Here is a 2,498-nt window from a genome sequence, read left to right on the forward strand (position 1 = left end):
CCCGTCGGCGGCCCCCGCCCCACGCCGGGAGGAGGCCGGGGGCGATGGGCGGCTTTCGGCGTATCGGGCGCCGGAAGGGGTGGTGAGTGCCGCCGGGGATCTGTGGTCGCTCGGGGCGGTGCTGTTCGCGGCGGTGGAGGGCGGGCCGCCGGCGCCCGGGGCATCGCTGGCCAGGGCGGGTGTGCTGGCGCCGGTCCTGGTCGGGTTACTGTCCGGGGACCCCGCCCGGCGCCCGGCGCACGGGCTGCTGCGGCAGGACCTGCTGGCCGCGCTGGCGCACGCGGATTGAGATAGATCGCGAATTGGAACCGCGCCGGTGGGTCCAATCGTTGGACCCACGACGCACAATGTGGGAGAGGCGGGGCGTGGGCCCCGCGTTCGGAGGAAGCTGAGGATGTCGCCAATCACGAAGTACGCCATCGGCGCAGGCGCCGCCGTCTTGCTCTCGCTGTGGTTCTTCGGCCCCGGGTTCGTGACCTTGCTCGTCATCCTCGGTGTGGTCGCCGCCCCGGTGGTCGGCTACCTGATGCTCGACCCGTCGCAGCGTGAGCGGCTCAAGCGGGCGCGCCGGCGCGGCATCGGCCGCTGAGCCGCCATGACGGCGGGGGCCTCAGGCCTCCGCCGTCCGGCCCGCCACCCTGAGGGTCACCCGGCGTTCGACGTAGAACGACAGGAACGGCACCGTGCCGCCGAGCATCACGCCCAGCATGTACTGCCAGGTCCAGCGGCCCTTCATGCCCAGGTTCAGCACCGCGACGAGGTAGAGCATGTAGAGGCCGCCGTGGATGGGCGCGATGACCTTCGACAGCCCGTCGACGCCGAAGCCGTAGCGCATCACCATGGCGACGCAGAGGATCAGGAGCATGACGCCGACGACGTAGGCGAGCACCCGGAAGGGCTTGAGAGCCGATTCCACCGTTAACCTTCCAGAACCATCTCGGGGGACCTGGCAGACCGGTCCCGATCCGTTCGCACCGCGTCGCGTACGAAGTGGAACCACATGAACACGGCGAATCCCGCGAAGATCCACCAGTTGGCGGCGTAAGCCAGGTTACGCCACGTCAGCGTGCCTCCGACCACCGGCGGCGACACCTCGACCGGCTTGAGGGCGCCGGCGGCGGGCTGGGCGACGACGAAGCCGTTGCGCACCTTCTGCCCGCTCCACAGGTTGATCAGCTCGCCGGTCGACACCGTCTGTACCTGGCCCGCGGGCAGGCCTTCGGGGCGTCGCTGGACGCTGTCGGTGCCCTGCGGCGGGCGCAGCCTGCCCTGGACCGAGGCGCGCCCGGACGGCACGGCCACGCCCGGGTCGCCGGCCTGGGCCACCCAGCCGCGGACGACCGGCATCAGCGTGCCGTCGTCGAGCCGGAGCGGGGTGAGGACCCAGTAGCCCTCGCCGCGCGAGACGTTGCCGCCCGGCGCGTCGACGTGCGGCTGCCGGTCGGCCACCAGGAGCTGGCGGCCGGCGTCGTAGACGCCTTCGACGGTGACCCTGCGCCCGACGGCCGCGTTGAGCATGTGCCCGCCCACCTCGGCGAGCGTGGTGACGCTCACCGGCGCGGGGTCGGTGGTGGCCTGCGGCTTGCCCGAGTCCTGGAACACGCCGAGCTGCCAGCGGCCCAGCAGGATGAACGCGGTCACGACCACGATCGTGAGCAGGTGCAACCCCATGACGCGCAGCGAGAACAGGGTCTTGAGCATGCTTCCAAGCTATCCGCCCGGTGGGCCGGTCACGTAACCAGCCCACCCGTGGATCACGCGAAAAGGCGCAAAAGCGGCAGGCGATCCCGCTAGGCTGCTGCGCATGTCTGACCAGCATATCGACCCCGCGGGCAACACTCAGCAGTTCCGCGCGTTCGCGCAGCGGTCCGAGCAGGAGTCCAAGGTGACCAAGAAGTCGCCCGTCCTGCCGATCGTCGCCGTCGTCGTGGTGATCGCCGTCATCGGTGTGGCCGCCTTCCTGCTCCTGCGCTAGCCGCCCGCGCCGGCCCTCCCCGCCACTGGCCGTGGCGGGTTCTCGTCGTGTCCGCGAGCCGGCTCAGTGACGTGAGCGGACCACCATCGCGCTGCCGCCGCCGCGCCGGGCAGGCTCGGCGACCGCCTGGATCCGGTCGCGCCCGAGGAACTCCAGCGCCGTGGCCGCGCCGATCTCCGGGTTCAGCACCAGGTCATGCCCCCTGGCCTCCAGCTCCTTCTCGTACGCGTCCAGGAATCCCTGCTCGGCCTGCGTCTGGGCGGTGTTGCGCTGGGTGGCGCGCGGGGCGGCGAGCGCCTCGGGCAGCCCCATCCCGAACTCGTACCGGTTGACCAGGATCTGCAGCACGGTCGTGATGATCGTGGAGCCGCCCGGCGAGCCGAGCGCCATGACCGGACGGCCGTCGTCGAACACCAGCGTCGGCGCCATCGACGAGCGGGGCCGCTTGCCGGGCGGCTCCACGATCATCACGACCGTGCTGCAGATCCTGGTCAACCGGTACGAGTTCGGGATGGGGCTGCCC

Annotated in this window: 5 protein-coding genes and 1 pseudogene; 3 read left to right on the top strand and 3 right to left on the bottom strand. The window is 71.5% G+C overall.

Annotation, left to right across the window (positions count from 1 at the left end):
• A pseudogene (locus ADY59_RS52185) lies at positions 1-289 on the top strand (hypothetical protein); the annotation flags it as partial.
• 105 nt (positions 290-394) lie between these two features.
• The gene (locus ADY59_RS47045) at positions 395-589 is read left to right on the top strand and encodes a hypothetical protein (protein ID WP_049577814.1); all 195 of its coding nucleotides are present in this window, start codon (positions 395-397) and stop codon (positions 587-589) included.
• 21 nt (positions 590-610) lie between these two features.
• On the opposite strand, the gene ADY59_RS47050 is transcribed toward ADY59_RS47045, so the two are convergent.
• Together ADY59_RS47050 and ADY59_RS47055 are read right to left on the bottom strand one after the other, a co-directional pair.
• Entirely contained in the window at positions 611-916 is a 306-nt protein-coding gene (locus ADY59_RS47050) for a DUF3817 domain-containing protein (RefSeq protein WP_049577817.1), read from the bottom strand.
• 2 nt (positions 917-918) lie between these two features.
• Positions 919-1,701: an SURF1 family protein gene (locus ADY59_RS47055; protein ID WP_049577819.1), complete on the bottom strand. Its 783-nt coding sequence runs from the start codon at positions 1,699-1,701 to the stop codon at positions 919-921.
• 103 nt (positions 1,702-1,804) lie between these two features.
• Here ADY59_RS47055 and ADY59_RS52190 point away from each other — a divergent pair, with 103 nt between their 5' ends.
• Entirely contained in the window at positions 1,805-1,975 is a 171-nt protein-coding gene (locus tag ADY59_RS52190; protein WP_197094199.1) for a hypothetical protein, read from the top strand.
• A gap of 63 nt (positions 1,976-2,038) precedes the next feature.
• Here ADY59_RS52190 and ADY59_RS47060 read toward each other — a convergent pair.
• Positions 2,039-2,498: gamma-glutamyltransferase (locus ADY59_RS47060; RefSeq protein ID WP_197094200.1), on the bottom strand; the 460-nt coding region annotated here is incomplete at its 5' end.

The sequence above is a fragment of the Nonomuraea sp. SBT364 genome (assembly GCF_001083785.1).
In the GTDB taxonomy this organism is placed as follows: Bacteria; Actinomycetota; Actinomycetes; order Streptosporangiales; family Streptosporangiaceae; genus Nonomuraea.